Source organism: Ferrovum myxofaciens (assembly GCF_000735045.1).
Classification (GTDB): Bacteria; Pseudomonadota; Gammaproteobacteria; order Burkholderiales; family Ferrovaceae; genus Ferrovum; species Ferrovum myxofaciens.
The window spans coordinates 1-4,857 of the sequence record NZ_JPOQ01000130.1 but is presented as its reverse complement, the minus strand read 5'-3'; the positions used below and the strand labels follow the sequence as shown (position 1 = coordinate 4,857).

4 protein-coding genes are annotated in these 4,857 nt (G+C 57.6%); 2 read left to right on the top strand and 2 right to left on the bottom strand.

All coding sequences use genetic code 11. The features are described 5' to 3' along the window. The first annotated feature begins 1 nt into the window (after position 1). Together IV91_RS17380 and IV91_RS16920 are read left to right on the top strand one after the other, a co-directional pair. On the top strand, positions 2 to 124 hold the full coding sequence (locus IV91_RS17380) for a winged helix-turn-helix domain-containing protein (protein WP_324603968.1): 123 nt from the start codon (positions 2 to 4) through the stop codon (positions 122 to 124). Beyond that, positions 121 to 1,452 (top strand): ATP-binding protein, encoded by a 1,332-nt coding sequence (locus IV91_RS16920; protein WP_051862632.1) that lies wholly within the window; start codon positions 121 to 123, stop codon positions 1,450 to 1,452. The genes IV91_RS17380 and IV91_RS16920 overlap by 4 nt, the downstream gene beginning before the upstream one ends. Here IV91_RS16920 and IV91_RS0111625 read toward each other — a convergent pair. Both IV91_RS0111625 and mgtA read right to left on the bottom strand, forming a co-directional pair. Next, the gene (locus IV91_RS0111625; protein WP_051862631.1) at positions 1,421 to 3,400 is read right to left on the bottom strand and encodes an ATP-dependent DNA helicase; all 1,980 of its coding nucleotides are present in this window, start codon (positions 3,398 to 3,400) and stop codon (positions 1,421 to 1,423) included. The two genes, IV91_RS16920 and IV91_RS0111625, sit on opposite strands and share 32 nt — an antisense overlap. A gap of 21 nt (positions 3,401 to 3,421) precedes the next feature. Beyond that, on the bottom strand, positions 3,422 to 4,857 hold a 1,436-nt coding region (gene mgtA, locus IV91_RS0111620), incomplete at its 5' end, for a magnesium-translocating P-type ATPase (protein WP_031598573.1).

The window sequence follows — 4,857 nt, the reverse complement described above, 5'->3', positions numbered from 1 at the left end:
CATCGACGTCCAGATTTCGCGCTTGCGCCGTCTGCTCGAAGAAGATCCGGGATGTCCCCGCCACATCCGTACCGTCTGGGGCATCGGATACATCTTCGTCCCCGAGATCACCGCCCCGGAATGATCGCCCGCTCACTGCTGGGACGTACCCTCTTCGTCACGGTACTGACGGTGCTGGTGACCCACATCGCCACCCTCTTCGTGTTTCAGCGCTTCTATGTCGCACCTTTGCTGGAACATACCATTCAGGATCGGGCCAATCATATTTTTTCCCTGATCACCGCGCTGGAATATCTCTCCCCTACGGCGCAATCGGCGTTCATTCGAGAATTTGATGACAGCGAAGGCGGCGTGATTCAATCCGCCACCCCCGATCCCCGGCGGATTCGCAGTCCCGCACCCTCCAGCCGGATCTTCCTGCTGCAACAGCGATTGCAGCTCCGTTATCCCGCAACCCGCCTCTGGATCACCACCCAAGGTCAGTTGCCCACCGTCTGGATTCCTTTACATACCACCCACGGGGATTTTTGGTACATTACCCAACGCCAACGCTTTGACGCAGATTTCCCGGAAAAATGGGCCCTCTTGCTGGCCCTTGTGATCCTGCTCGGATTTTCCAGCGTGTACTGGGCAGTCTATCGCATCAATCGTCCCTTGCGGGATTTGACCCAGGCCGCACATTGCATTGCCTCCGGGCAACCCAGCCTCCTGAAAATCACCCCGGACATTCCCACTGAAATTCGCGAAGTCAGTGAAGCCTTCCACACCATGCAACATGCGCTCAAAAACCTGGAATCCAACCGCACCATCATGCTGGCGGGAGTTTCCCACGATCTGCGCACCCCCCTGTCACGGCTGCGTCTGGCGCTGGAAATGCTCCAGTTACCCGGCCCCCCGGCGCTCGACCCCCTGATTCAGGATCTGGAAGAAATCGACCGGATTATCGACCAGTTTCTGGATTTTGCCCGGGATCGACCCCATTACCCCCTGCATCTCCGGACCGTTGCGCCCCTTGCCGTGGCGTGCCAGGAACGCTTCGTCAGTCGGGGTATTCCGGTCACTCTGGACATAACCCCCAATCTGCCCCGGGTATGCTTCAATGAACGTGCCCTCGAACGAATCCTCAACAATCTGTTGGAGAATGCGATTCGTTATGGCAAGCCTCCCTTTCACCTGGGCTTGCATCAAAAGGGGAAAGCCGTCTGTCTGGTCGTACGGGACCACGGCGAGGGTATTCCAGCCCAGGAGATTCCCCACCTCCTGCAGCCGTTCACACGGCGCGAAAGTTCGCGGGGAGGCCCCCCCGGATCGGGACTGGGACTGGCCATCGTGGCGCGTATCGTGGACCTGCATCACGGTACACTGGAATTACGCAGCCCCCCGGAGGGAGGACTGGAAGTCACCGTCCGCTTGCCCCTTCCTAATGACTCTCCTCCGGATCTGACCTCTTGACCGGTTCAATGGGTCCAGAGGCAGCGGGACGCTGAAAGAAACCACAGGCCACCGCCAACTCTCTCGTCCGCGCCATGGGGGGCAAACTCTGCCAGATTTTTGTGCCGTAGGATTTTTCCAGGATACGGCGATCCCCGATCATCAAAACCCCGCGATCCTGTTCATCGCGAATCAAGCGCCCGGCTCCTTGCTTGAGTTGCAGGATGGCGCGGGGTAACTGATAATCCATGAAGCCATTGCGCCCTGCCCGATTGATTTCCTCGATGCGCGCGGCCTCGACGGGATCATCCGGGGGAGCAAAGGGCAGCTTGTCGATGATCACCACGGAAAGGGCTTCGCCCTTGATGTCCACGCCCTCCCAGAAAGAAGAGGTACCGAGCAGAACCGCATGTTTCGTGCGGCGAAAGCGTTTGAGCAGATCGCTTCGAGTACGCTGCCCCTGAACCAGCACAGGATAGGCCCATTGCCCTTCCTGCTTCCAGGCTTCCAGGATGCGCTGTGCTTCCTGCAGTGCCCGGTAGGTCGTAAAAAGCAGGAAGGCTCGTCCCTGACTGGCCTCCAGCAGGGGACGGGCCCGTTCCAGCAGGGTACGGGTATGAGTCGGCTCCTGGGGCAGGGGCAAATCCTGCGGCACATACAGAAGCGCCTGATGAAAATAATCGAAGGGACTCTCCCAACTAAGGGCACGGGCTTGAGGGAGTCCCATGGCTTCCAGATAATGGGAAAAGTCTCCCTTGACCGACAAGGTGGCCGAAGTGAAGATCCAGGCCCGCTGGGTATCCTGCCAGTAGGGCCCCAGCAACTTTCCCAAACCGAGGGGTGTGGCATTGAAATGGAGGGTTTGGGGAAAACATTCCACCCAGCGCACCTGTCCGGGCAACTCGGCTGTTTGCCAAAGAACAGCCATGTCATGGCAATTTTGTGCTTCCTTGGCCAATTCCTGCAGGGCTTCAGCGCGCTCGCCATGGGTAACCAAGCGCCCCACGAATTGTTCCAGCGCCTGAATGAAGGCTTCCCATGCCGCAGCAAAGGCGGGTTCGCGGCGAACCTGCTCCAGAGTCAGCCGTCCTTCCCGCAAAGTGAGGGAATGACGCAAGGGCGTGGTGCTTTTTTCCAGTTGGCGGGCACTCTGGGTCAGTTCATCCTGCTCGATGCCGAGGCCAGGCAGAAGGGCATGGAGGGTTTCCGTGAGTTCAATAACTCGGAATGTAGAAAGAGATTGACCAAAAAAATGGGTAGCGATGGCCGGTAACTGATGGGCCTCATCAAAAATCACGGCATCGGCCAAAGGCAGCAATTCGCCAACGCCTTCATCGCGCAATACCAGATCGGCAAAGAACAGGTGGTGATTGATGACCACCAGATCTGCCTGAAGCGCCTGTTTGCGCGCGGCCAATATGAAACAGTTGGTAAGGTGGGCGCATTCCTGCCCCAAACAGTTTTCCCGCGTGGAGGTTACCTTGCGCCAGATGGCCGACTGTTCCGGAACTTCCCCCAGTTCGGCAATATCCCCGCTGGTGGTCCGCTGGGCAAAAGCCTGTACCTGATGCAGGTGGGCCACTTCTTCACGATCAAAAAGCACCCCCTGACGGAGCGTTTCTTCCAGGTGATGGGGACAAAGATAGTTGGCTCTGCCCTTGAGCAAAGCCACAGACACGGGGATTTTCAGCACCTCCCGCAGCGCCGGGATGTCGCGCTGAAACAGTTGGTCCTGCAAGGTTTTCGAAGCCGTGGACAGGATCACCCGAGCCCCGGACAGAAGGGCAGGAATCAGGTAGGCGAAAGTTTTTCCGGTTCCTGTCCCGGCTTCCACGACGAGGGCTGATCGTTCCTCCAGCGCCTGCAGCACAGCCTGTGCCATTTCTATCTGGGCCGGACGGAGTCGATAGGCCGCCACGCCCTGGGCGAGGGGGCCGCTACTCGAAAATGCAGGTCCGATATCCAGCATGAGCGCTCTCCCTTGCCTCCCTCAGTTCAGCCCGTAACGGCGGATGAACCACGTTTTGACCACGTGTGCCAGCGTCAGGTACCCTGCCAATATACCCACCAAATAAGGCCAGAAGTGGATGGGCAACGGCGTGAATCCCAGGGCATGGGCAAAGGGTGAATAGGGCAACCAGACGGCAACCGAGCAGATGATCAAACTCGTCAGGGTCATGGGCAAACTGGCCCGACTCTGCAGAAAAGGAATCCGACCCGTACGGATGATATGGATGATCAGGGTCTGGGAGAGCAGGGATTCCACGAACCAGGCGGTCTGAAACATCGATTCGCCCGCCACCGTATTGGCCTTGAAGACGTAATACATCAAGGCAAAGGTCAGATAGTCGAAAATGGAACTGATGGGCCCCATCATGAGCATGAAGCGCGTGATATTGGCAATGTCCCAGCGCCTGGGTTGGGAAATGTATTCCTCATCCACATGATCCGTGGGAATGGTCGTCTGGGAAAAATCATAGAGCAGGTTGTTGGTCAGCACCTGGATGGCCTGCATGGGCAGAAAGGGCAGCCAGGCACTGGCACCCAGTACGCTGAACATGTTGCCAAAGTTGGAACTGGCGCCCATCTTGATGTATTTGACGATATTGCCAAAGACTTTGCGCCCTTCGATGACGCCTTCCTCGAGCACCATCAAACTTTTTTCCAGCAGGATGATGTCTGCCGATTCCTTGGCGATATCCACTGCCGTATCCACCGAGATACCGACGTCTGCTGCCTTCAGAGCCGGACCATCATTGATTCCGTCCCCCATGAAACCCACCACATGGCCGCGCAGATGCAATGCCTTGATGACCCGTGCCTTCTGCGCCGGAGACAATTTGGCAAAGACCACGATGCGTTCTGCGGCTTCCGCCAATTCCTCATCCGAAAGGGTTTCCATGACGGAACCCAGCAGGATTTCATCAACCTTGAGCCCCACTTCATGGCAAACCTTGCGGGTGACCACATCATTGTCCCCGGTCAGGATCTTGACCTGCACCCCATGCCGATGGAGCGCCGCAATGGCTTCCCGTGCACTGTCCTTGGGCGGATCCAGAAAGGCAATGTAGCCCACCAGCACCAGATCGCTTTCGTCCTTGAGCCCGTAGGCGCCACCCCGGGAAGCCGTTTCCTTGTAGGCAATGGCAATGACCCGAAACCCATCTTCATTGAGTTCCCGTGTCACCTGCAGGAGTTGTCCCAGATAGGAGGGTTCAAGGGCTTCCACACTTCCGTTGACCTCGGCATGGGTGCAGCAGGAAAACACTTCTTCCACTGCTCCCTTGCAGATCAGAAGGTGGCGACCCTTGCCTTCCACCACCACCGACATACGGCGACGCTGAAAGTCAAAAGGAATTTCATCGATCTTGCGGTACTGCACCCCAGCCTTGATCCGTTCTGTCAGTCCGGCATATTCCAGAACCG